This is a genomic window from Microbacterium sp. B35-30, assembly GCF_010634855.1.
In the GTDB taxonomy this organism is placed as follows: Bacteria; Actinomycetota; Actinomycetes; order Actinomycetales; family Microbacteriaceae; genus Microbacterium.
In genome coordinates this window covers 269,573-291,191 of record NZ_MWLQ01000018.1, presented here as the reverse complement: position 1 = coordinate 291,191, position 21,619 = coordinate 269,573, and the positions used below count along the sequence as shown (strand labels likewise).

At 70.2% G+C, this 21,619-nt stretch carries 18 protein-coding genes and 3 tRNA genes; 5 read left to right on the top strand and 16 right to left on the bottom strand.

The window, feature by feature from the left end; all coding sequences use genetic code 11:
- Positions 1 to 418 precede the first annotated feature (418 nt).
- Positions 419 to 967, bottom strand: a complete 549-nt coding sequence (locus B2K11_RS11345) for a GNAT family N-acetyltransferase (protein WP_163618376.1) — start codon at positions 965 to 967, stop codon at positions 419 to 421.
- Positions 968 to 1,015: 48 nt separating this feature from the next.
- Positions 1,016 to 2,440 carry a pyridoxal-phosphate dependent enzyme gene (locus B2K11_RS11340; protein ID WP_163618375.1) on the bottom strand — a complete coding sequence of 475 codons (1,425 nt, stop codon included), beginning with the start codon at positions 2,438 to 2,440 and terminating at the stop codon, positions 1,016 to 1,018.
- Positions 2,441 to 2,686: 246 nt separating this feature from the next.
- On the opposite strand from B2K11_RS11340, the gene B2K11_RS11335 reads away from it, so the two are divergent.
- On the top strand, positions 2,687 to 3,079 hold the full coding sequence (locus B2K11_RS11335) for a rhodanese-like domain-containing protein (protein ID WP_163618374.1): 393 nt from the start codon (positions 2,687 to 2,689) through the stop codon (positions 3,077 to 3,079).
- 72 nt (positions 3,080 to 3,151) lie between these two features.
- Here B2K11_RS11335 and B2K11_RS11330 read toward each other — a convergent pair whose 3' ends face one another.
- Entirely contained in the window at positions 3,152 to 4,474 is a 1,323-nt protein-coding gene (locus B2K11_RS11330) for a M20/M25/M40 family metallo-hydrolase (RefSeq protein WP_163618373.1), read from the bottom strand.
- 201 nt (positions 4,475 to 4,675) lie between these two features.
- On the opposite strand from B2K11_RS11330, the gene B2K11_RS11325 reads away from it, so the two are divergent.
- On the top strand, positions 4,676 to 5,440 hold the full coding sequence (locus B2K11_RS11325) for a GNAT family N-acetyltransferase (RefSeq protein ID WP_163618372.1): 765 nt from the start codon (positions 4,676 to 4,678) through the stop codon (positions 5,438 to 5,440).
- A 91-nt stretch (positions 5,441 to 5,531) separates the two neighbouring features.
- Here the strand turns inward: B2K11_RS11325 and B2K11_RS11320 are convergent, their stop codons facing one another.
- The 5 genes from B2K11_RS11320 to B2K11_RS11300 all read right to left on the bottom strand — a co-directional run bounded on the left by B2K11_RS11320 (position 5,532) and on the right by B2K11_RS11300 (position 9,657).
- Positions 5,532 to 6,209 carry a hypothetical protein gene (locus B2K11_RS11320; RefSeq protein WP_163618371.1) on the bottom strand — a complete coding sequence of 226 codons (678 nt, stop codon included), beginning with the start codon at positions 6,207 to 6,209 and terminating at the stop codon, positions 5,532 to 5,534.
- A gap of 108 nt (positions 6,210 to 6,317) precedes the next feature.
- Positions 6,318 to 6,391: transfer RNA gene (locus B2K11_RS11315), tRNA-Met, on the bottom strand.
- Positions 6,392 to 6,427: 36 nt separating this feature from the next.
- Positions 6,428 to 6,499 (bottom strand) — tRNA-Thr (locus tag B2K11_RS11310).
- A 62-nt stretch (positions 6,500 to 6,561) separates the two neighbouring features.
- The gene (locus B2K11_RS11305) at positions 6,562 to 8,577 is read right to left on the bottom strand and encodes a M23 family metallopeptidase (RefSeq protein WP_163618370.1); all 2,016 of its coding nucleotides are present in this window, start codon (positions 8,575 to 8,577) and stop codon (positions 6,562 to 6,564) included.
- Positions 8,578 to 8,853: 276 nt separating this feature from the next.
- Positions 8,854 to 9,657, bottom strand: coding sequence for an inositol monophosphatase family protein (locus tag B2K11_RS11300; RefSeq protein WP_163618369.1), 804 nt, complete (start codon positions 9,655 to 9,657; stop codon positions 8,854 to 8,856).
- 229 nt (positions 9,658 to 9,886) lie between these two features.
- Here B2K11_RS11300 and B2K11_RS11295 point away from each other — a divergent pair, with 229 nt between their 5' ends.
- Positions 9,887 to 11,473: an NAD(P)/FAD-dependent oxidoreductase gene (locus tag B2K11_RS11295; RefSeq protein ID WP_163618368.1), complete on the top strand. Its 1,587-nt coding sequence runs from the start codon at positions 9,887 to 9,889 to the stop codon at positions 11,471 to 11,473.
- Between the two features lie 17 nt (positions 11,474 to 11,490).
- On the opposite strand, the gene B2K11_RS11290 is transcribed toward B2K11_RS11295, so the two are convergent.
- Positions 11,491 to 12,498, bottom strand: a complete 1,008-nt coding sequence (locus B2K11_RS11290; RefSeq protein ID WP_163618367.1) for a hypothetical protein — start codon at positions 12,496 to 12,498, stop codon at positions 11,491 to 11,493.
- A gap of 250 nt (positions 12,499 to 12,748) precedes the next feature.
- On the opposite strand from B2K11_RS11290, the gene B2K11_RS11285 reads away from it, so the two are divergent.
- On the top strand, positions 12,749 to 13,918 hold the full coding sequence (locus B2K11_RS11285) for a M14 family zinc carboxypeptidase (protein WP_239525950.1): 1,170 nt from the start codon (positions 12,749 to 12,751) through the stop codon (positions 13,916 to 13,918).
- A 104-nt stretch (positions 13,919 to 14,022) separates the two neighbouring features.
- Here B2K11_RS11285 and B2K11_RS11280 read toward each other — a convergent pair.
- From B2K11_RS11280 to B2K11_RS11250, 7 genes are all read right to left on the bottom strand, one after another.
- Positions 14,023 to 14,104, bottom strand: a tRNA-Tyr gene (locus B2K11_RS11280).
- 121 nt (positions 14,105 to 14,225) lie between these two features.
- Positions 14,226 to 15,167: a PfkB family carbohydrate kinase gene (locus B2K11_RS11275; protein ID WP_163618366.1), complete on the bottom strand. Its 942-nt coding sequence runs from the start codon at positions 15,165 to 15,167 to the stop codon at positions 14,226 to 14,228.
- The gene (locus B2K11_RS11270; RefSeq protein WP_163618365.1) at positions 15,164 to 15,664 is read right to left on the bottom strand and encodes an FBP domain-containing protein; all 501 of its coding nucleotides are present in this window, start codon (positions 15,662 to 15,664) and stop codon (positions 15,164 to 15,166) included. The genes B2K11_RS11275 and B2K11_RS11270 overlap by 4 nt, the downstream gene beginning before the upstream one ends.
- Before the next feature lie 154 nt (positions 15,665 to 15,818).
- Positions 15,819 to 16,730, bottom strand: coding sequence for a bile acid:sodium symporter family protein (locus B2K11_RS11265; RefSeq protein WP_163618364.1), 912 nt, complete (start codon positions 16,728 to 16,730; stop codon positions 15,819 to 15,821).
- A gap of 137 nt (positions 16,731 to 16,867) precedes the next feature.
- The gene (locus tag B2K11_RS11260; protein ID WP_163618363.1) at positions 16,868 to 17,815 is read right to left on the bottom strand and encodes a sugar ABC transporter permease; all 948 of its coding nucleotides are present in this window, start codon (positions 17,813 to 17,815) and stop codon (positions 16,868 to 16,870) included.
- Position 17,816: 1 nt separating this feature from the next.
- The gene (locus B2K11_RS11255) at positions 17,817 to 19,436 is read right to left on the bottom strand and encodes an ABC transporter permease subunit (RefSeq protein ID WP_163618362.1); all 1,620 of its coding nucleotides are present in this window, start codon (positions 19,434 to 19,436) and stop codon (positions 17,817 to 17,819) included.
- Positions 19,437 to 19,531: 95 nt separating this feature from the next.
- Positions 19,532 to 20,761 carry an extracellular solute-binding protein gene (locus tag B2K11_RS11250; RefSeq protein ID WP_163618361.1) on the bottom strand — a complete coding sequence of 410 codons (1,230 nt, stop codon included), beginning with the start codon at positions 20,759 to 20,761 and terminating at the stop codon, positions 19,532 to 19,534.
- A 277-nt stretch (positions 20,762 to 21,038) separates the two neighbouring features.
- On the opposite strand from B2K11_RS11250, the gene B2K11_RS11245 reads away from it, so the two are divergent.
- Positions 21,039 to 21,527, top strand: coding sequence for a YajQ family cyclic di-GMP-binding protein (locus tag B2K11_RS11245; protein ID WP_163618360.1), 489 nt, complete (start codon positions 21,039 to 21,041; stop codon positions 21,525 to 21,527).
- The last annotated feature ends 92 nt before the right edge of the window (positions 21,528 to 21,619 follow it).

Below are 21,619 nucleotides of genomic sequence, written 5' to 3'. Positions count from 1 at the left end.
TCTGGACATCACCCTCCGGCCGTCAGTACCTCGTCGAGCCGGAACGCGCCGTGCCCGTGTTCCGCTCCACCGAAAGCGTCGGCGCCCCCTTCTGATGGCCCGGCAGCCGCGATGCTGCGGGGAGCGCCGCGATTGGGGCCATGTGGGGCTCAGCCTCGGCGACGGCCGTGTGATGCACGCGTGGGATCGCGTCCGCGTCGACGACCTCCCCGCGATCGAGGCGCTGACGCCCCCGGCCGGAGGCGAACCCCTGCGCTGGATCGGATGGTTGGCCCCTCGGGCGCGGACTCGAGGGGGCTCGTCCGCGTACGTGGGACGACGATCCCGCCACCGCAGCGGCCCGGATGCAGGCGGAGCGGTTCGGCGTCGGCTGACGGCCGTCGGCCCGCGGCGTAGCGGCGCAGAGGCGCAGCGTCGGTCAGCCGCCCAGCTCGAACCGGAACACGGCGAGATAGCCGCCGCGCGACGCCGGTATGGTCTCCCGCTCGGGCAGCCGATCGAATCCGAGCCGGTGGTACAGGCGCTGCGAGCGCTCGTTGGCGGGGCCGGTGTCGAGCACCAGGGCGGGAGCACCCCACGCACGAGCACGCTCGATCGCCTCGATCATGAGTGCCTCCCCGATGCCCCGGCGCCGGGCCTCGGGCAGCACCGCCAGCAGGCGCAGCTCAGCCTCGCCGCCCCGAGACTGGCGCACGAGCGCACTGTCGGCGCGCAGCAGACTGGCCGTCCCGAGGATCCTCCCCGCGGCGTCGACGGCGACCAGCAGGTCGCCGACCTCCGCACGCGCCGCCGCTCCCCGCAGCAGCGCCAGCCGCTCCGGGTCGGGTTGCGTCGCGCCGGGCCCACCGTGGCCGAAGCCGAGGTAGGTCACCTCTCCGACGCGGTCGAACTCGTCGCTGCGCGCCGTCCGCACCGTGAACCACGGCGCCTCGGTCCCGCAATCGGCCCCGGCGTGCCCCCCGGGCATGGGCGGCCGTGCCGGAGCCGGCGGCACCGGTCTGCAGCACGTCGGCGGTCATCGCGCCACCGCCAGCCGATCGCTGCGGACGCTGTGCGCGACGAGGGCCTCCCGGGTGATCACGCCGACGATCCTTCCATCGCAGAGGACGGATGCCGCAATCCAGCCCGGATGCGCGGCATCCAGTCCTGCGAAAGCGACGCCGGGAGCGCGCCCGATGCCGACGGTCGGCGGCGCGAGGGAGGCGTGCTCGCGGACGAGGGCGTCCCCGGCGCCCGCGCCGAGCGCAGCCCGCAGGTCGTCGAGAGTGACGACTCCGGCGACGTCGGCGGCCGGAATCGGCGCCTCGCCGTCGCTGCGCCGGTAGACGACGAGCACGGGCGCTGCGGCATCCCGCTCGTCCAGACGCAGCCGCGTGACCGCCTCGGCGACCGTCAGGTGCGCGGCGACCCGGAGCGCGGGCTGGGCGACGAGGTCCCCCAGCGTGGGAGCGTCGCTGTCGTCGAAGACGAATCCGCGGTCGGCGAGCCACTCGTCGTCGTAGTACGTCGAGAGCGCGTTGCGCCCGGAGTCGGGGGCGAGCGCAACCACGACGTCGTCCGGCCCGAGCTGTTCGGCTAGACGCAGCGCCGCGGCGAGCGCCGTTCCGGCCGACCCGCCCAGCAGGATGCCGTCCTCTCGGGCGGCACGACGGGCAGTGAGGATCGCCTCGCGGTCGGTCACGGTGACGTAGTCGTCGACGACGTCGAGGTGGAAGGACTCGGGCCACACGTCCTCCTCTGCCTCGGGATGCACGGTGTGCCCGGCGCCCTCGATGTACTTCGGGCTGCCGTCGCCGCCGGAGTACGACGAGCCGGCGGGGTCCGCGGCGATCACCCGCGCCGCCCCGCGGCTCAGCGTCTTGAGCGACCGGCCCGTTCCCGAGATCGTCCCGCCCGTGCCCACGCTCGCGACGAAGTGCGTGACGGCGCCGCCGGTGTCGGCCCAGATCTCGGGGCCGGTCGACTCCACGTGCACCGCGGGATTGGCGGGGTTGTCGTACTGGCCGGCACGCCACGCGCCCGGGGTCTCGGCGACGAACCGGTCGGCGGCGGCGCCCAGGCTGTCGGGGTGGCCCTTCGGCACGAACGCATCCACCAGCCGCACCTCCGCGCCGTACGCGCGCAACAGACGGATCTTCTCGTCGGCGATCTGGCTCGACGTGAAGATCACGGCGCGGTAGCCGAGGTGCGCGGCGACGAGCGCGAGGCCGACGCCGGTGTTCCCTGAGGTCACCTCGACGACGGTGCCTCCGGGCCGCAGCGAGCCATCCCGCTCGGCGGCGCGGATCATCCCCAGCGCCGCGCGATCCTTCACGCTGCCGCCGGGATTCTGGTACTCGAGCTTCACGTAGACGCGCGGCAGCAGGCCCGCGGCGAGATGATGCACGCGCACGAGCGGCGTGCCGCCGATGGACTCGATCACCGACTCGTACAGGACCATGCGCGACCACGCTTTCCGGAGGAGTTCTTCGGACGATACGACCGCGACCTCCTCTCCCATCGCCGCGTGCGTCGCGGGATGCCACACGACGTAGCGAGGCGTCACACGACCGCCGCCAAGCGACGTGCCGGCCACGCCTCGTGACGGATCATGGCGCCGTGTGACGCGGCGATGCGCCCCGATCCACGCTGCGGTCGTAGCGTGACGCCGGCACCCGGCATCCGTCCCCATTCCGAGAGGATCCCCATGACCGACACCACCGAGGCCGCGACACAGCCCACCTACGACGCGCCGCTCATCACCGCCGAAGAGGCCGCCGGCCGCGCCGCCTCCGGTGCGCTCGTCATCGACGTTCGCAGCGACGCCGGCCGCGAGCGCGACGGCGTGATCCCGGGTTCGATCCGCGGCGACCGCGACAACCTCGACGCGCAGTTCCTCCTCGACTCTCCCGAGAAGTTCGCCGAGATCACCGAGTGGGACCAGGAGATCGTCATCGTCTGCGGGTCGATCCGCGGGTCCGGACCCGTCGCCGAACAACTCCGCGCGAAGGGCTTCACGAACGTCGCGCACGTCGACGGCGGCTTCCCCGCGTGGAAGGAGTCGGGTGCTCCGACCGCGGAGGTCGACGCCGCGTCCTGAGCAGTCGCACCGTCGACGCGTCCAACGGATGCCTCGGCCCACCCTCGCGGGCGGGTCGGGGCATTCGCCGTTTCAGGCGGTGCGGAGGATCCGCTCGGTCACCCGCGCCGAGAAGTGGAGCGCGTCGACGGGGATCCGCTCGTCGGCGGCGTGGAACTGCGCGAACACATCGAAGTCGACCGGCACCCGCAGCGGCACAAACCCGTACCCGTGGATGTCGAGCTTCGCGAAGTGCTTGTTGTCGGTGCTCGCCGGCAGCAAGTACGGCACCACGATCCCGTCGGGATCGTGCGCCGTGATCGCCTCCTGCAGCACATCGATGATCGGTGCGTCCACGGGCGCCTCGGTCGCCGACCACCACCGCCCCTCGCGGATGTCGATGTCGTCGCCCGCGAGGTCACGCAGACCCCGGCGCAGCTCGTCGTCCTGTCCCGGGAGGATGCGGATGTCGAGCCGTGCGGACGCCTCGGCGGGGATGATGTTCGTCTTCTCTCCCGCCGACAGCACCGTGGGCGTCGCCGTGTTGCGTGTGGTCGCTCCCACGAGCGATGACACGAAACCCAGGCTCTCGAGATCGTCCGCGAGCGACTCGTCGGTGAAGGCCAGCCCACGCGCCGCGCCGAAGACGTCGAGGAATCGCTGCAGCGCCGGCGTGCGCACGACGGGGAACCGGTGGGACCCGACCGCCGACACCGCGCGGGCGAGCCTCACCACCGCGTTGTCGTCGGTCGGGCGGGATCCGTGGGCGGCGTGGCCGCGTGCGGTGAGCGTCGACCACGCGACACCCTTCTCGCTCGTGGCGACGAGGTACGCGCGGCGCTCGTCTGCCGGGTCGGCGACGAGCGGCACCGAGAAGCCGCCCACCTCGCTGAGTGCTTCGGTGACGCCGGCGAACAGTTCGGGGCGGTTCTGCACGAGCCAGCCTGCGCCCCATACTCCCCCGCTCTCCTCATCGGCGAGGAAGGCGAACACGAGGTCGCGGCGCGGAACGATCCCTTCGCGCGCGAAGTGCCGAGCCACGGCGAGGATGGTGCCGGCGTAGTTCTTCATGTCGACGGCGCCTCGCCCGAACAGGTAGCCGTCCTCGATGTCGGCGCCGAACGGCGGATGCGTCCAGTCCTTCTCCTCGACCGGCACCACATCGAGGTGTGCGTGCACGAGCAGCGCGCCCGCACTCGGATCGCTCCCGGCGATCCGGGCGATGAGTGAGCCGCGACCGGGGCGCGGCTCGATGAGCTCCGCGGCGATGCCGACCTCCGCCAGGCGCTCCTGCACGTGTCGCGCGGCACGGGTCTCGCCGTCGCCGATGGTCGCGGCCACGCCGGTGTTCACGCTCTCGATGCGGATGAGCTCGCGAACGAACTGCAGCGTCTCGTCTTCCAGCTGTGTGGACACGGAACTCCTCGTCGGTCTTCTCAGTGATCTCGGCGCGGTGCAGGTGCGCCCCGCCGACACTAACGGCGAGCCCCGGAACGGTTCTCGTCGGGTGGTCGTCCGACGTCACAGTCGCCCCCCCACCCGGGCTGACGGCTCCCGCATTGCCGGGGATGACGAGTCGGTTTTGCGGCTGACGCCGCGCGGGCGCACGCTGGATGCATGTCAGACACGGCCATCGACATCGCAGACCCCACCGAGCGCCCCGAGCCTCAGCATCCGTCCCGCGCCGATGTGCCGCACGCGGATGCCGCGGTGCTCGACAATCCCGCGTGGCATGCGCTCATCGGCCCGCACGCCGGCTTCGCCATCGGCAACGATCTCGTGCGGCGGTATCCCGAAGAGGTCGCCCCCTTCGTCGCCGTGCGGACGTGGGACGACCCGGAGGTGTGGGACGCCCTGCGCGAGCTCGTCGGTCCGGGCGCGCCCGTCGGCCTCTCCGCGGTCGAGCAGGCGTTCCCTCCCGGATGGGAGGACCTCGGCGGCGGCGATGGCGTGCAGCTCGTCGAGACCGAGGCGCTGCAGCCGAGACCGGATGCCGAAGCCGTCGTTCTCGGAGCGGACGACGTCGCCGAGATGCTGGCCATCGTCGAACGCAACCAGCCCGGGCCCTTCCGGCCGCGGACGCACGAGTTGGGCCGGTACATCGGCATCCGTCGCGGCGGCCGGCTCGTCGCGATGGCCGGCGAGCGTCTGCACCCGGACGGCTGGACGGAGATCAGCGCGGTCTCCACGGACGCCGCCTACCGGCGGCAGGGTCTGGCCTCCCGGCTGGTGCTCGACGTGGCGTTCCACATCCAGCAACGCGGGGACCGCGCGCTCATGCACGCGGCCGCGTCGAACGTCAACGCCATCGCGGCCTACGAGCGACTCGGGTTCGCCCTGCGCAGGCGCACGAAGTTCGCGTTCGGACGCACCCCGGCCTGATCGCGCGGGCGGCGACGTCGGTGGCTGGCGCGCACGGAAAGCAGGAAGCCCCGGAGAATCGGTGAGATCGGCGCCCGGCCCGCCACGTCACTCAGTCGTCGAGCCGACTGACGATGAGCGTGGTGGTCACCTCTGAGTTCGTCACGTCGACAGCGACCTCTGCAGAGGCGAGCGCCCCCTTGTGCTCGGTCGGCGGGATCTCAGCTGAGTAGGCGCGCCCGTCACCCGCACGGGAAGCGACTGTCAGATCTTCCTCGAGCTGGTCGATCTCCGCCTCGGTCCACCCCCAGTACGGGGCGATCCTCTGCAGGTGGGAGAGCGCCGTCAGCCACGCGCCATCCGACTCCAGGACCAGCTGCACCGACTGCACCTCATCGTCCGATGCGAGGACGGTGAACGAGCGGGTCACGTCGACGTGAAAGCTCCCGGCGGGCGCGACGACGATCGCCTGCACGGGAGTGATCGGTTCGGACGTCCGCGGGCCGTCAGGCTCCAGTCCCAGTTCGGTGGCCGTAAGAGAGTCCGGCCCGATGCGAATGCGCAGAGCGCCCTCGCGGGTGAGGTAGTCGATGCCCGGGTCGCCGAGCATGGACATGCCATCCGGCGCTTGCTGGTCGGCGGTCGCGGGGCGTTCTGGATCGGTCCACCACGAGTTCTGCATGAGGATCGCCGCGACGACGACGCCCACGCAGATCGCAGCGGCGATCGCGGTGGGTATCCACCCCAGCAGACGACGTCTGGAGCGTCGCTGCTGCATTGACGGCGACATCGTCATCCTTCCCGCGCAGCCCTTGTCGAAGCACCGACGTGACCGCCGGGCGAGTGCGAAGCAGAAGAAGAAAGCCCCGGAGAATCGGCGAGATTCCGGGGCGATCCGTAGCAGGAGCGGGGCTTGAACCCGCGACCTCACGATTATGAGTCGTGCGCTCTCACCAACTGAGCTACCCTGCCGCACGGCATCCGTGGTCACTGTGATTGGATGCTGCGAGCCCCGAGTCAGGATTGAACTGACGACCCCTTCCTTACCATGGAAGTGCTCTGCCACTGAGCTATCGGGGCGTGCTGCCTGCGAGCAGGCAACTAGAAGAGGATACCAGAGGCCCGGCACCCTTCCGAACCGGTCAGCCCACCGTGTGGGTGCCGTCGGTGTACTGCTGCAGCCATGGCCAAGGGTCGATGGCCGTGGTGCCGTTCTTCAGGAGCTCGAAGTGCGTGTGGGCCCCGTACGAGCGTCCGGTATTGCCGGTGTGGCCGATCACAGTGCCGACGGTGACGCGCTGACCAGGGCTGACCTGCAGCGAGCCGTACTGCATGTGCGCGTAATGGCTCGAGATGAGTTGACCGTCGACGATGTGGTCGATGGTCACGTGCACGCCGTAGGCGCCGCCGGCCTCCGACGCGACGCGGACGGTGCCGTCGGCGATGGCCTGCACGGGTGCGCCGTTGCCGGGCGTGAAGTCGATGCCCTCGTGCATCCGGCCCGACCGCATGCCGAACCCGTACGACATCGTCACACCCACCGCGAACGGCCACTGGATGTTGGAGTTCGGGTTGTTGCGGAACAGGTTCGAGAAGTTCTTGATGCCGGCCTCCGACGCCAGCTGAGCCGTCGTCGTGGTCGTGTAGTTCCCGCTGCGCTCCAGCGTGTCGTTCTCCACGTCGCCGGGAGCCACGTACGCCTGGATCTCGGCCTCGTCGATCACCGGCACGGTGTTGTCGCCGACGGCGACGACGGACAGCGACGCGTCGGTGCCGTTCACCGCGGCGACCGCCTCTGCCGGCGTGGTCATGCCGACCGCCATGAGTCCGACGATCCCCAGCACACCCACCGAGAACGACGCGGTGGTCGCGCGCTTGAAGGCCGCGCCGCGGCGCGCCGGGGAACGACGCGCGGCCGTGCGCGGGGCGGAGGCTGCGTCTGCCGCGGGCTGCGCCTCACGCGCAGCCTGCTGGACGGGGGTCTCGCCCGTGAACGCGAACAGTCGCGAGGCGGCCTCGAATTCGTCGACATCGGATGCCGCAGGCTGAGGGATGGGCCCGGTGAGGGGTCCGACCCGCTCGGGGCGCGGCTGCTCCGCGTGCGGCGGTGACGCCGGCGTCTCGGCGGGCCGAGGCGCGGAGGCGGCGGCCGGCGCGGCAATCGTCGGCGACGGGACGTCGACGCGCGACGTAGGAGCGGCCTGGGATGCGACGGTCGGCGCAGGCTCAACTGCGGGCTGCGTCGTGGTCTGGGGCGCGGCCGCGCGCCGGCGCCCGGGTACCGCCTGCGGCGGCGCCGTGGTCTGCCCCTCGGCCTGGGGCACTGCGGTCTGCTGCGCGGCCGTCGTCTGGGGCTCCGCGATCGACGACTGGTGCGGCGCGGCGGTCTGCGGGAGGTCGACCGCCTCGACGGCCGCGGCCGTCGACGCGACGGTGGCGGCCGCGTCGGCCGCCAGAAGCTTCGCGAAGGTCTCGGCGATCCACGTGGAGGCGGTGTCGCCCGCCGGCGTCGCTGCAGCCGGCTCGGTGGCAACGGCGACAGCCTCGACGGGGGCAGCGGCCTCGACGGTGGCGGCGAGCAGTTCGAACGGCTCTGCGGGGACGAGCACCGTGTCGAGCAGCGGCGCCGGCTCGTCGTGCGTCGGCAGCGCCGCCTCGAAGAGGGCCGCCGCGCGCTCCGGCGCGGAAGGCGTCTGCGGGGCGATGGGCGGGACGTCGACGACGGGCTGCGCACCGGTCTGGATGCGGCGGGTGCGACGGCTCGCGTGCTCCGCGGGCGCGGCCGAGGGCGCCGCCGGTACCGCAGCACGGCGGGCGCTGGGAATCACCGGCTCGATGACCGGGCCGGATGTCGCAGGGACATCGACCGACGACGGGGCCGGGGCGGGGACCACGGGCGGCGTCACGGGCGCAGAAGCGGCGACGGGCAGCACGGGGGCGACAGGAGCGTCCGCGGCCGACAGGGACGGTCGCGGCGTCACAACGTCGGAAGCCGGCGTCACGTACGACGACGCCTGGGCCTGCGGGGCGGGCGGGGCCGCGGCATCCGTCCGCTTCGCATCGACCGAGCGACCCCAGACCACCGCGGGACGCTCGGGAGTCGCACTCGCCGCCTGCCGCCGCACAGTGGCACGGCCGGTCCCCGGGGTCTCTGGCATCGCCTGCACAGGCGTCGGAGAGGTGCGGCTGGATCTGCGCGTGGGCGCAGGCTCAGCCATGGGGGAGTCGAAAGGCAAAGCGGAGTCGGGCTCTCGGGTCGTGCCGCGAGGGGGGGTGCACGCAGCAAGGCGGTCGTTCGGGCTAGGACCACCTCCGCCGTTCGGGCGGCGAAGGTAACGATCGGGTAAACACTACCCCGGGCGTGCTGGGAATGCCATGTGCGACTTGGATTTCATGACGCGCGTTTCGTGAAAGTTCGATGAGAGGCGCCCGCCTCAGACCAGTCCGGCCGCCTCGGCGAGGCGGTCGAAGATGGCCGGAGTCGCGGCGACGACCAGCGGCCCGCGCGGGCCGCCGTCAGGCTGGGCGCGACCGAATCGCCCGCCCGCCTCGGTCACGATCAACGAGCCCGCGGCGAGATCCCACGGTGCCAGTCCGCGCTCGAAGTATCCGTCCAGACGACCGGCGGCGACGTACGACAGGTCCAGCGACGCGGCTCCACCGCGGCGCAGGTCGCGGGCCAGCGACGGCATCACTCGCGCGATCAGCTCGAGGTCGCCCGGTCGGGTCGCCGGATCGTATCCGAACCCCGTCGCGAGGAGCGCGCCCGCGGGTCCGACCTCGGGGTTGACGGCGATCCGACTCACCCCCAGCCACGCACCCTCGCCGCGCGCCGCGTGGAAGATCTCGCCGCTGACCGGTGCGTAGACGACACCCGCCAGCGCGGTCCATTCCCGAGGGTCCGGTTCCCCCTGGACGGCCGCGATGCTGACGGCGTAGGCCGGGATGCCGTACGCGTAGTTGACGGTTCCGTCGATGGGATCGACGACCCACGTCACGTCGCCGGCGCCGCGCTCGGCCCCGGTCTCCTCGCCGAGGAAGCCGTCGTCGGGTCGTGCGGCCTTCAGCCGTGCGCGGATGAGCGCCTCGACCTCGCGATCGGCCTCCGTGACGATGTCGGCGAGCGCCGACTTGGTCGCGGCGATGGCGACGCCGGCCTCGCGCCGCACCCGGGCGAGCTCACCGGCTTCGCGGGCGATCTCCATGGCAAGGGATTCGAGGTCGTGCTCGAGGCTCATGCCTCCACGGTAACCGGGTGCAGCTCCGCCCACGCTCGCCTCCGGGTGAAGCGCTGCCCCACAGGTCAACCGCGGCTCCACAGGAGGTTGGAACGACTCAACCTCCTGGAGAAGCGCGGTTGACCTGTTGAGGCGAGGAGGAGAGACCCGCGTTCGGCAGCGCCTCGGTCCGCTGACGAACGGCGGGCGACACTCGCGCGAGAGCGGGCGGCCTCGGTAGCGTGACCCCATGGCCGCTGCCGTCCGCTCCCCCGTGTACGACGCCGCCATCGTCGGAGGCGGCCACAACGCCCTCGTCGCCGCGGCGTACCTGGCGCGCGCGGGACGAACGGTCGTCGTGCTCGAGCGGCTCGACCATCTCGGCGGCGCCGCGGTGTCGGAGCAGCCGTGGCCGGGCGTCGCCGCACGCCTGTCGCGCTACTCCTACCTCGTGAGCCTGCTCCCCCGCAGCATCATCGACGACCTCGGGCTCGACATCCGGCTGCGACGCCGTCGCTACTCCTCCTACACGCCCGATCCGCACGACCCCTCGCGGGGCATCCTGATCGACACGGCGGATGCCGCGGCCACCGCCGACGCGTTCGCCCGGGTGACCGGCGGCACCGGTGAGGCAGTGCGGTTCGCGCAGTTCTCCGAGCGGCTCGAACCCGTCGCCCGGCTGCTCTTCCCGTCGATGACCGAGCCGCTGCGCCGGGCCGGGGAGGTGCGTGCGGCACTAGAGGACGACGGGCTCTGGGAGGCGCTGTTCGAGCGCCCGCTGGGCGAGCTGCTGCGATCGTCGCTCGACACCGACATCGCCCGCGGCATCGCGCTCACCGACGGCCTGATCGGCACCTTCGCATCGGCCGACGACGAGAGCCTTCGACAGAACCGCTGCTTTCTCTACCACGTGATCGGCGGTGGCACCGGCGACTGGGATGTGCCGGTCGGCGGCATGGGCAGCGTGTCAGCGGAGCTCTCGCGCGCCGCGAGAGATGCAGGCGCCGAACTGCGCACCGGTGTCGAGGTGGTGGCGGTCTCGCCCGACGGCGCGATCACGCTCGACGACGATTCGACGGTGCACGCGCGGCTGGTGCTGAGCGGCGTCGGCCCGGCCGTGCTGGCGCGGCTGCTCGCCTCCGGCAGCGCCGGCGGTGCCCCCGTGCCCGCGCCCGAGGGCGCGCAGCTGAAGGTCAACATGCTGCTGCAGCGCCTCCCCCGCCTCCGCGACGACCGGGTGGCGCCCGAGGCCGCGTTCGCCGGCACGTTCCACGTCAACGAGACGATGTCGCAGCTCGACACGGCGCACGCGACGGCGCAGGGCGGCGGCATCCCGGATCCACTGCCGGCCGAGATCTACTGTCACTCGCTGACCGATTCGTCGATCCTCGGCCCCGGGCTGCGAGCGTCGGGGGCGCACACCTTGACGCTCTTCGGCCTGCAGGTTCCGCATCGACTGCTCGAGGGACGGGATCCGGATGCCGCGCGCGCGACGCTCCTCGACGCGGCTCAGCGCTCACTCGACACGGTGCTGGCCGAGCCCATCGCCGACTGCCTGTACGAGGCGTCCGACGGGTCGCTCTGCGTCGAGGCGCGGACCACGGCCGACCTCGAAAGCGCGCTCGGGATGCTGGGGGGCGACATCTTCCACGGTGAGCTGTCGTGGCCGTGGGCCGGCGACGGCGATCCACTGGTCACGCCCGCCGAGCGCTGGGGCGTCGCCACCGAGCACCCGACCGTGCTGGTGTGCGGCTCGGGTGCGCGCCGCGGCGGCGCGGTGAGCGGGCTGGGCGGCCACAACGCGGCGATGGCCGCGCTCGAGCTTCTGGCGCGCTGACCCCGCCCGGCACCCTGCTACGCGCGCGGCGGCAGCGGCGGCAGTGGCGGAGGCGGCGGGTACCCCTCGTACCCGGCAGCCCGGGTGGGCTGGACCGGAGCGACGTCCTGCGCCGGGGCCGGCGCCGACTGCGGCTCGACATGCGCCGCGGGCTCGATCGCCGTGAACACGTGCGCGCCCGGCGACGGGTAGCCGGTGTAGTACGCGTTCCAGTCGGGCGAGCCGTCGGGAAGCATCGGCAGTGGAGTGACCGCGTCGACGTATGTCGGCCACGGCAGAAGCTCCTGAGCCGCCGGTGCGGCGGACGCGCCCAGGGCCGGACCGGCGGGCGCGGCGAGCGGCGCGTACGCGAACGGCGCGCGCGGCTTCTTCGGCGCGAACAGGACGTTGACGAGCGGCACGAGCGCCGTGCCGAGCGCCGCGAGGATCGCGATGGCCACCACGATGCGCCAGTAGACGCCGGCGAGCGCGAGCCACTCCCCGAACGCCAGCGGGATGATCAGCAGCACCGCCAAGGCGATGACGAGCGTGATGGTGATGATCGTGACCGTGCGGGTGAAGGGCGTGTCGTAGCGCTGGAACGCCTTGAGGTAGAAACGCACGTGCAAGAGGACGAGCTGCAGGATGAGCACGATCAGCAGGAATTGGATGAACCGCGAGAATCCGAGCCAGGGATAGCGCTCCGGCATCCAGATCATGATCGCGCCGAGCAGGAGGGCGATGATCCACGACGCCATGCTCGCCAGTGCGAACCACGCGGGGCGACTCGGCGCGAGGTGCGCATCGAGGATCGCGACGCCGGCGAAGCCCGCCAGCAGCAGGATCGTCAGAAAGGCGCGGCCGACGATGTCGTTCGCGTCCCGCGTGCCCAGCAGCACCCACAGCACGCAGACGATCGCGGCCGCGATGAGTGCGCCGATCGCCACCCAGATGGCAGCGCGCAGCAGCGACGAGCGGGAGCTGTCCGCATGTGCGGCCTGGTCCGTCGTCGGGACGGGCGTCGCATACGGGTCGGGCGCGGTCATGGCGTTCCTCTCGTGATGCGGGCAGAGTGCCTGCACGCCCATCCTGACATGCCGGACCGCACCGTGTGGATGCCGAACCGGGTGGGGACGCGTAGCGCTGGGCCAGTCGTGGAAGCGGCAGCGGATGCCTCTGCCCACGGCGCCTCCGAGCCGTTCATGACACTTCGATGAGAAGCCTCAGCAAGCGCTTCCCTTGCGCAGCGTGATGCGCTGGCATGTGAGGACAACGCGATACAGAACTGGAGATACCGTGCAGAGAAGCAGAAGACTCACCCTCGCCGCGCTCACGAGCGCCGTCCTGGTGGGCACGGCGGGCATCGTCGCCGCGCCCGCCGCGCAGGCAATCCCCGTCAACTCCCACTGCGGAACGGAGTCGGCCGGCAACCGGTCCGCGTTCGTGACCCACGACCAGCTGACGAGGGAGCTGGAGCGGATCGAGGCCACGAGCGGAGGCGTCGTCGACGTCTCGGTCGCCGGCTACAGCAACGAAGGCCGCGAGATCTATCAGGCGCGAGTCGGCACCGGAGACACGGTCGTCCTGGTGCAGTCGCAGATCCACGGGAACGAGAACCACGGCACCGAAGCCCTGCTCTCGCTGCTCAAGGAGTTCGGCGGCAACACGGCGGCTGCGGAGGAGATCCGGGAGAACGTGACGATCGTCGCGATCCCCCGCCTCAACGTCGACGGCGGCGAGCGCGACACCCGGCAGAACCAGATGAGCTGGGACGAGGTCGTCGAGGACTTCCCGCAGCTCGCCGGGGTGGACCCGGCGTGGAACTACCAGCCGGCCGTTCCCGGCTTCGACGTCAACCGGGACTTCAACCCCGACCTGGACTACGTCCCGCTGCCCGAGGACTTCCCCGGCAACAGCGCCGACACCGGCTGGTACATCACGCCCGAGGCCCAGACCGTGCGAGATGTGTACGCGGGCCTCGAGGCCGAGTTCGGCATCGTCGACTACTTCGTCGACCTCCACAACCAGTGGCCGTGCTACGCGCAGGAGGGCACCGGTGACATGTCGCCGCTGTCGATCTCGGCGCGGTTCATCGCCGACCCGGCAGAGTTCGGCGACTGGCCGAACTTCGACTACGACGCATCCCGGCGCGCGAATGTCGCGGTCTACGACGCCTTGCAGGCCCACGGCGAGTCGGCGTTCGGTGACCTCACGCTCTACCCGCAGGACACCAACCTGCCCGGCACTGCGCTGGGCTCGTTCGCTCTGCGGGGCAGCGCCACCATCCTGTTCGAGACCTCGAGCAACACCCAGTCCGACGGGCAGAAGCGCAACGGATTCCTCGCGAAGCAGGTGGAGATCGGAGTCAGGGGCCTGATCACGGCGGTGGCCGACGGCTCGATCGAGTCACTCGACCCCGAAGCGTACGAGCAGATCCCGGAGCGGATCTTCCTCCCCGCCGACTGAGATACAGAAACGTCGAGGGCCGTCCGGCTCGCCCCGGGCGGCCCTCGCCGCAACCGGCCGGAAACGCCGAACGCGCCCCGCTTGCGGGGCGCGTTCCGGTGTTGTGGCGAGTGAGGGATTCGAACCCCCGAATGCTGAGCAGTCTGATTTACAGTCAGATCCCTTTGGCCGCTTGGGTAACTCGCCAGGCGCACCCGTCCGACTTTTCCAGACGACCGGAGGCGCGATCCACAATGTTACTCGTAGATGCGCGAGGTCAGAAATCCGCCCGATCGATAGGCCCGCGGCGTCCCGGGATCGCGGTCCTCTAGGTGCCGATGTGTTCCAGATCGATGCCGCCGAGTGCGCTCGGAGTGCGCAGCAGCGCTCCCTCGAAGCGGCACGTGGCGGCCGCGGCATCCATTGCGGAGTGCAGCACCGCCTCCCACTCGCCGGCGTCCACCGGCGTGCCGTGGACGAGCGCTGCGACGGTCGCGGCGAAAGCGGCGTCGCCGGCGCCCATCGTGTCGACGATGCGTCCCGGAAGGTTCGAGATCGGCCGTGTGACGACCGCCTCGCCCGCCTCGATCGTGGCGCCGGCCGCCCCTTCCGTCGCGAGCACAGCCCCGGCGCCGAGGTCGATGAGGCGGGCGCGCAGCACGTCGAGGCGGTCGCCATACAGCAGGGCAGCGTCGTCCTCGCCGACCTTGACGAGCGCGGCCTCGGCCGCCAGCCGTTCGAAGCCGCGCACGAACTCGGCTTTGTCGTGCAGCATCCCGGTCCGCGGATTCGGGTCGACGGCGACCGGCACTCCGCCCTGTCCCTCGCTCCGCGCGAGCGCCCGGGCCTGCGCGATCGCGTCGGCCAGCTCGGCCGCCTGCTCGGCGTCGTCGAACGCGAAGCAGCTCACGACCACGAGATCGGCATCCGCGAACGCCCGCCGCTCGTCATCGCCGAACCGGATGCGTCGCCGCTGCGCCGCCTCGTTGAACTCATACACGGGCTCGCCGCCGCCGGAACGCGTGCTCACCGCACGCGCCGTGCCGAGGAGCGACGGCGTCGCGATGAGCTCGACGCCGAAGTCGGCGAGGTAGCGCCGCACGCGGGACGCGGGCTCGTCGTCACCGAGCATGGCGACGAGGATGGCGGGCACGCCCAGCCGCGCGAGCCCGACGGCGACGTTGAGCGCCGCTCCGCCGACGAACTCCCGCACGCCGTGATCATCGCGCAGCTCGTCGATGAGCGCGTCGCCCACCACGACGACGGTCATCGCGCCACGCCCGCCGTCTCGAGCACGCGGCCGACGAAGGCCTCGGTGCGCCGGCGGGTGCCGTCGATCTTGCGGTCGACGCTCGCCCGCACCTCGTTCGGCGCGAGCGGGGCGGCGAGCCGCACGTTCTCGTGACACGACAGGTCAGCGCAGATGTACGTGCCGACGCTGTCACCGTGCGCGCCTGCCTCTCCCGCCTTGCGCGCCGTGTACATCACGACCTGGTCGGCCGGCTGCATGGTGTGGCACAGGTTGCAGAGCGCGGCGCGTGCGTGCGACGCCCCTTCGGCGCCGCGCAGCACGATGGCGACGGCCTCGCCGTCCACCTCGGCGACCAGATAGCCGCGGCCCCGGGTCCGTGGATCACGCCACGCCAGGAAATCGAGGTGATCCCAGTCGGTGAGCAGGAAATCGGCCGGCAGCGTGACGAGCCGCAGTTCGTCGGACGTGGCGTTCACGAACGACGAACGCACTTCTTCTTCGGTCAGTGGGCGCATGGCACCTCCTCGCCCGCCCAGTCTACGAATGACGGTCCCCATGCCCACCCCCCTCGCCGCCGGAGCGGTGAGCGACGCCGCCCGGCGCGAGGCCCGGCCTCCGCCACCCCGTGTGTGCGCGCAGGGGTGGCGGAGGCATCCGTCCGTCTTGCGGTCAGGCGGATGCGGCCGGGGCTGCGGTGTCGTCGACCGGGTCGGACGCGGTGTCGTCGGCTGCCCCGGAGCGGCCGCGGATGAGGAACCCGAACCCGAACGCGATGAAGAACATCAGCACGCCGTACACCGCTGCCGGCAGCGACAGCTCGACCGAGCCGAGCACCGTCTGCGCGATGACGATCGCGAGGGTGGCATTGTGGATGCCGATCTCGAACGACGATGCGATCGACTGCCGCTTGCCCACCCTCACCAGCCGCGGGGCGAAGTAGCCGACCGTGAGGCTGATGAGGCAGAAGACGATGGTGATCAGCGACAGCCGCCCGAAGTTCTCGAGCAGCAGCGCCCAGTTCTGCGCGACGGCACCGACGATCACGACGACGAGGATGATGACCGAGGCGATCCGCACCGGCTTGTCCATGGCCTTGGCGAAGCGCGGCCAGAAGCGGCGCACGATCATGCCGAGTGCGACCGGCAGCAGCACGATCGCGAAGACCTCGACGGTCTTCGCCCATTGCAGCCCCAGCTGATCGTCGAACGGGTTGAAGTAGAGGATCGCGAGGTTGGTGATGAGCGGGAGCGTGAACACGGCGATCACCGAGTTCACCGCGGTGAGCGAGATGTTCAGGGCCACGTCGCCGCGGAACAGGTGGCTGTAGAGGTTGGCGGTGGTGCCGCCGGGCGACGCCGCGAGCATCATCATGCCTACCGCGAGGATCGGCGGCAGCTGGAACGCCAGCACGAGCCCGAAGCAGATCAGGGGCAGCAGGATCAGCTGGCACAGCAGCGCGACGATCACCGCCTTCGGCTGCTTGAGGACGCGGGCGAAATCGCCGGGGGTGAGGCTCAGGCCGAGGCCGAGCATGATGATGCCGAGGGCTACGGGCAGCCCGATGGTGGTCAACGCTGACATGGGACTCAGTGTGCAGGATCCTGCGACTCCGTGTCACCGGCTGTCCACAGCCCGGGCGCGGCGGGCCTCGTGCACGCAGGCGCTTCAGAACGGCAGAGCGGATGCCGCGGCATCCGCTCTGCCGGATCGTGGCCGACTCAGCCCTTCGTGGCGCCGGCGGTCAGTCCGCCCACGATGTACTTCTGCAGGAGCAGGAACACCACGACCACCGGGATGGCAGCCATGACGGCACCCGCCGAGAACGCCGACCAGTCGGCGTAGCGGGGGTTGGAGACGAGCTTCGTCAGCCCGACGACCAGGGTCTGCTTCTCAGGGTCGATCAGCATGACGCTCGCGATGACGTACTCGTTGACGATGCCGATGAACGACAGCAGACCCACCACCGCGAGGATCGGCGCCACCAGTCGGAGGATGATCGTGAAGAAGATGCGCGCATGGCCGGCGCCGTCGATCTTCGCCGCCTCGTCGAGCTCCTTGGGGATCGTGTTGAAGAACCCGTACATGAGGTATGTGTTGACGCCCAGCGCCCCGCCGAGATAGATGAGGATCAGGCCGCTGATCGTGTTCAGGCCGATCGCCGGGAACCAGTCGCCGATGGCGCTCATCATGAGGAAGATCGCCACCACGGCGAGCAGCTGCGGGAACATCTGCACCACCACGATCGTGATGAGACCCACGCGGCGGCCCGCGAAGCGCATGCGCGAGAACGCGTACGCGGCGAGCGCCCCGATGAACACCATCACGAAGCCGGTGACCGTGGCCACGACGATCGTGTTGAGGAACCACATCGGGTACGGGATCTGCGGATCGGTGAGGATGCGCACGTAGCTGTCGATGCCGATGGCGGAGAACAGCTGGTTCGAGCCCGTCAGGGTGCCCTGCGGGTTCAGCGACGCCGACAGCACGTACAGCAGCGGGAAGATGGCGAAGATCGAGACCACGATCGCGACCACATGGCGCCACCCCGTATCGGCGAACCATCTGCCGAACGAACGGCGGCGCTTGGGCGGCTCGTACTCCGTCGCCGCCGCAGTCGTGCTCTGCGCGACGGTCTGGTCATTGTGTGACAGTCGGACCTCGGTCATGTCAGTTCAACTCCTCGAGGGCCTTGGTCTTGCGGAAGCTGACGATCGAGATCAGGGCGACCACGATGAAGATGAGGATCGTGAAGGCGGATGCGAGGCCGTAGTCGCGGTTCTCGCCGGTGAACGCCACCTTGTAGACCATCGAGATCAGGATGTCGGTGTGCCCGACGCGGATCGCGGTGTCCTCCATGCGCGGACCGCCCCCGGTCAGCATGTAGATCAGGTTGAAGTTGTTGAAGTTGAACGCGAACGACGCGATCAGGAGCGGCGTCACCGTCACGAGCAGCAGCGGAAGCTTGATGCGGCGGAAGATCTGCCACGGGTTCGCGCCGTCCATCACGCCGGCCTCGTTGACCTCCTCCGGAATGCCCTGCAGCGCGCCCATGCACACCAGGAACATGTAGGGGAAGCCGAGCCACAGATTCACCAGGAGCACCGAGACCTTGGCGAGCCACGGGTCGGTGAGCCACGGGATCTCGGCCCCGCCCAGGAGCACCTGGTTGATGAACCCGAAGCTCTCGTTCATCATGCCCGCCCAGACGAGCGCCCCCAGGAACGCGGGGAACGCATACGGCAGGATCAGCATGATCCGGTAGGTGTTCTTGAAGCGCATGCCCTTGTGGTTGAACACCAGCGCGAGCAGAAGTCCGAGGAAGAAGGTGGAGGCCACCGACACCGCGGCGAAGACGAAGGTCCACGCGGTCACGGAAAGGAGCGGGCCGCGGATCGAGGCATCCGTCACCGCTTTGACGAAGTTCTCGAAGCCGACGAAGACCTGCCAGCCCGGAAGCAGCTCCTCCCCCTCGTCCGAGACGAACGCGCCCTCACCGTCGTCGGTGTAGACGGTGCCCGTGGTGGTGTCGGTCATCGTGCCGGCCGCGGCGTCGTACTCGAGGGTCGAGACGTACAGGTAGCCCTTCTGGCCGTCCTGCGTGCGGATCGCGCCGTCGTTCGGGTCGTCGCTGTACGGCACGGCGAGCGCCTCGATGTCGTTGCTGCGCGAGAGCACGTCGGCGAACATGAGCGTCGTCCAGCCGTCGACGGCGACGGCCTTGCCGCCCTCCATCGTGGCGTCGTCGACCGGTTCCAGCGGCTGCAGGTTGGTGCCCAGCGAGACGTCGCCGTCGGTCGGGTCTGTCACGAGCAGCCCCAGTTCGCCGACACGCTCGACCACGGTGACGTCGAACGTCGGCGAGTCCTCGACGCGCACGAGCGAGGACCGCATGAGCGAGGCGACGGCCTGGTCCTTGCTGCCGTTGTGGCCCGTGCCGTAGTTGGTGAAGCCGATGTAGCCCGTGTAGACGAGCGTGAAGATCTGGAAGACGATGAGCAGGAGGATGCCCGGCGTCAGGTACTTGGCGGGGATCTGCTTGCGCGAGAAGTAGATCCAGTTCATGAGGATCGTCACGGCGGCGACGAGGGCGAGAACGAGCCACTCGTTGTGCAGGAACAGCACGAACACCGCGAACACGGCCACGGCGTCGACGATCGCGAGCAGCGCGATCTTGAAGATCAGCCAGCGCAGGCGACCGCCGGCGGCATCGGCCATGCGGGCGGCGCTGCGCTGCCGTGGGCTCGGAGGCGCCGTCTCTTCGGACGCCGTCGTGAGGGTGTCGGTCATGCTTCGTCCTCGTCGTGGGTGGAGCCATGACCAGGGCGGGTGCGCGAGCACCCACCCCGGTCACCGTTGCGGTCCGTGGGACCGCGAGGGAGTGCTTACTGGATGGCGGTGGTCACGTCATCGACGAGCTTCTGCCACGTCGCGGTGGGGTCCGAGCCGTTGATGATCGCAGCCTCGGCCACGCCCCAGAACTCCCAGACCGCGCCCATCTGCGGGATGGCCGGCATCGGGACGGCCTCGGCGCCGACGGCCTGGAAGCCGGCGATGATCGGGTCGGAGGCGGCCGCGTCGGCAGCCGCGGTGAGGGCGGGCAGCACGTTGCCGGCCTCGAACAGCGACAGCTGGACGTCCTCGGTGCCGATGTAGTTGACGAGGAAGTCGTTCGCGGCGACCTTGTTGTCGGACTCCGAGCTCACGAAGAAGCCCTTGACACCGGCGAACGGCTGCGCCGGGGCGTCGGTCGGGCTGGGGATGACGTCGATCGCGACGTTGATGCCGCCGTCGACCGCCGCGCCGACGTTCCACGGGCCGGTCAGCCAGAAGGCCGCCTCACCGGCGAGGAACTTGTCCTTCGCGATCTGTCCGTCGATGTCGGTGTTGAACGCACCGGCGGCACCCTGTGCGCCGAGCCACGTGGCGAACTCGAAGCCGCCCTCGTTGCCCATCTGCAGGTCGGTCGGGTCGTAGTTGCCCTCGGCGTCGGTGCCGAACACCGGAGCGCCGAACGCCGTCTGGTACGGGTACAGGTGGTACGGGTTGCCCTCGACGCCCTGCTCCACGACGAACGGCGTGGCCAGGCCCGCCGCGGTGCCCTTGGCGATCATGTCGTCGAAGCTCGCCGCTGCCTCGGGGATGAGGTCGGCGTTGCGGAGCACCGCGATGTTCTCGACCGCGTACGGGAGCATGTACGTCGTGCCCTCGTAGGTCGACGCCTGCAGTGCGACGGGAGCGTAGTCGGCAGCGGTGTCGCCGAGCTCGATCGGGGCGACGACGCCGTTCGACGAGAGCTCGCCGAGCCAGTCGTGTGCGCCCATGACGACGTCGGGTCCACGGCCGGTGGGTGCCTGCTGGATGAAGTCGTTCTTGATGTTGTCGACGTCCTTGCCGACGAGGTCGACCTCGACACCGGTCTTCTCGGTGTAGGCCTCTGCGGCGTCCTTCAGCGCGTCGACGCGCTCGGTGTCGACCCAGACCGTCAGTTCGGTCGACGCGTCGCCGCCCTCATCGCTGTCGGCGGGGGTTCCGCTGCCGGCGCAGCCGGCGAGGACGATGGATGCGACGGCCAGGCCGCCGAGAGCGAGCCAGCTCTTCTTGTTCACCTTCATCGGTGCAGTGCCTCTCTGGAGTACTGAGTGAGTTCGGCCGCATTGCCGATCGCGACAGTGCGGCTGTGACTCGTGCTGCGAAATGCAAGCGCTTACATTCTTACCTGGCGTTGCGAAATCTGGCAACACGGGCTCCGTATCGATATCCCGCCGTGATAAAGCGCGCGGATTTGGAATCGCTTGCAGGCGCTTTCCCATGTCACGCCGGCTCTGGCTCGCCGGGGGCACCGCCACGACACCGGGGGCGCGACATCCGCTCGGCCACTAAACTTCCCGCATGGCAGATTCCTCGTTCGACATCGTCAGCAAGGTCGACCACCAGGAGGCGGAGAACGCCCTCAACCAGGCGCGCAAAGAGATCGAGCAGCGCTACGACTTCAAGGGCACCGGCGCCTCGGTCGAGTGGAGCGGCGAGTCCGTGCTCATCAAGGCGAGCACGGAGGAGCGCGCGAAGGCCGTGCTCGACGTGTTCCAGTCGAAGCTCATCAAGCGCGGCATCTCGCTGAAGAGCCTTGAGTCCGGCGAGCCCTTCGCCAGCGGCAAGGAGTACCGGATCGTCTCGACGATCAAGGACGGCATCTCGTCGGAGAACGCGAAGAAGATCTCGAAGATCATCCGCGATGAGGGCCCCAAGGGCGTCAAGTCGCAGATCCAGGGCGACGAGCTGCGCGTGCAGTCCAAGTCCCGCGACGACCTGCAGGAGGTGCAGCGCCTGCTGAAGGCCGCCGATCTCGAGGTCGACCTGCAGTTCATCAACTACCGGTAGCGCGTGCCGAAACGGGCGGTGGAAACTCCGTGAGGGTGAGCCGTCCTCGCGCCGTATCGGAGTCTGGGCGTATCGAGCGTGCACTCGCGACC

Excerpts from the sequence above, each read along its gene's own strand:
- B2K11_RS11345 (WP_163618376.1), bottom strand. The coding sequence starts at position 967 with ATGCCCGGGGGGCACGCCGGGGCCGATTGCGGGACCGAGGCGCCGTGG.
- B2K11_RS11340 (WP_163618375.1), bottom strand. The coding sequence starts at position 2,440 with ATGGTCCTGTACGAGTCGGTGATCGAGTCCATCGGCGGCACGCCGCTC.
- B2K11_RS11335 (WP_163618374.1), top strand. The coding sequence starts at position 2,687 with ATGACCGACACCACCGAGGCCGCGACACAGCCCACCTACGACGCGCCG.
- B2K11_RS11325 (WP_163618372.1), top strand. The coding sequence starts at position 4,676 with ATGTCAGACACGGCCATCGACATCGCAGACCCCACCGAGCGCCCCGAG.
- B2K11_RS11320 (WP_163618371.1), bottom strand. The coding sequence starts at position 6,209 with ATGTCGCCGTCAATGCAGCAGCGACGCTCCAGACGTCGTCTGCTGGGG.
- B2K11_RS11305 (WP_163618370.1), bottom strand. The coding sequence starts at position 8,577 with ATGCCAGAGACCCCGGGGACCGGCCGTGCCACTGTGCGGCGGCAGGCG.
- B2K11_RS11300 (WP_163618369.1), bottom strand. The coding sequence starts at position 9,657 with ATGAGCCTCGAGCACGACCTCGAATCCCTTGCCATGGAGATCGCCCGC.
- B2K11_RS11295 (WP_163618368.1), top strand. The coding sequence starts at position 9,887 with ATGGCCGCTGCCGTCCGCTCCCCCGTGTACGACGCCGCCATCGTCGGA.
- B2K11_RS11290 (WP_163618367.1), bottom strand. The coding sequence starts at position 12,498 with ATGACCGCGCCCGACCCGTATGCGACGCCCGTCCCGACGACGGACCAG.
- B2K11_RS11275 (WP_163618366.1), bottom strand. The coding sequence starts at position 15,167 with ATGACCGTCGTCGTGGTGGGCGACGCGCTCATCGACGAGCTGCGCGAT.
- B2K11_RS11270 (WP_163618365.1), bottom strand. The coding sequence starts at position 15,664 with ATGCGCCCACTGACCGAAGAAGAAGTGCGTTCGTCGTTCGTGAACGCC.
- B2K11_RS11265 (WP_163618364.1), bottom strand. The coding sequence starts at position 16,730 with ATGTCAGCGTTGACCACCATCGGGCTGCCCGTAGCCCTCGGCATCATC.
- B2K11_RS11260 (WP_163618363.1), bottom strand. The coding sequence starts at position 17,815 with ATGACCGAGGTCCGACTGTCACACAATGACCAGACCGTCGCGCAGAGC.
- B2K11_RS11255 (WP_163618362.1), bottom strand. The coding sequence starts at position 19,436 with ATGACCGACACCCTCACGACGGCGTCCGAAGAGACGGCGCCTCCGAGC.
- B2K11_RS11250 (WP_163618361.1), bottom strand. The coding sequence starts at position 20,761 with ATGAAGGTGAACAAGAAGAGCTGGCTCGCTCTCGGCGGCCTGGCCGTC.
- B2K11_RS11245 (WP_163618360.1), top strand. The coding sequence starts at position 21,039 with ATGGCAGATTCCTCGTTCGACATCGTCAGCAAGGTCGACCACCAGGAG.